The sequence below is a fragment of the Streptomyces sp. CBMA156 genome (genome assembly GCF_014596515.1).
Lineage (GTDB): Bacteria > Actinomycetota > Actinomycetes > Streptomycetales > Streptomycetaceae > Kitasatospora.
The window spans coordinates 1-719 of record NZ_MSJQ01000222.1; the positions used below are offsets into that span (position 1 = coordinate 1).

1 protein-coding gene and 1 pseudogene are annotated in these 719 nt (G+C 76.1%); one reads left to right on the forward strand and one right to left on the reverse strand.

Annotated elements, in window-relative coordinates:
- On the reverse strand, positions 1 to 305 hold a 305-nt coding region (locus BU198_RS18495; protein WP_188297970.1), incomplete at its 3' end, for an ATP-binding protein.
- Positions 306 to 535: 230 nt separating this feature from the next.
- On the opposite strand from BU198_RS18495, the pseudogene BU198_RS18500 reads away from it, so the two are divergent.
- Positions 536 to 719: pseudogene (locus BU198_RS18500) on the forward strand (hypothetical protein); the annotation flags it as partial.

Below are 719 nucleotides of genomic sequence, written 5' to 3' on the forward strand. Positions count from 1 at the left end.
GACGCGGCCGGGCGGCGGGCGGGCGCGGCCGGCCCGGCGAGGGCCGGCAGGCCGGGACCGGAGTCGGTGACCTCGATCCGCAGCCGGTCGCCGCAGATCGAGGCGGTGACCTGGAACAGGTCGTCGGGCTGTCCGGTGGCGCCGTGCTCGACGGCGTTGGCGCAGGCCTCGCTGAGGGCGACCCCGAGGTCGTCCGCGATCTGCGGGTCGACGCCCGCGGTCGCCATCGCACCGAGCAGGATGCGCCGGGCCAGCGGGACGCTGGCCGGGTCGCGCTTGAGGTGCAGAGTCCACCAGATGTCCACGGGAGGTCCCTCCTGGCTGCGGCTCCACATACAACTAGGTATCTCCGGGCGATTCGGCGGTGAACCGTTCCCGGGGGCCGCTACCGCCCGTTCGGCGGATGGACTGGGGGCCGGGGTCTGTGCCGGGCAGCGCGTCGGTCGCCCCGCACGCCGCTGCCGAAAGGGGCATTCGTAGGGATTTCCCACCCTGCCCGTGTCGGTGGCGTACGCAATGAGAGGATGGCCCGGCCATGACTGCCCTCGCCGCCGCCCCGCTCCCGGGCGCCCCTGGACCGGCCCGGCCGGTGGGGTCCGCCGCCTGGGACCTGCGGCTTGCCCGGGCCGTCCCGTTCGCGCTGGTGTGCACCCTGATCGCGGCCGCCGGGCACGCCCTGGCCGTCCGCCGGTCCGCGCTGGAGCACCGGGCGGTCGCCG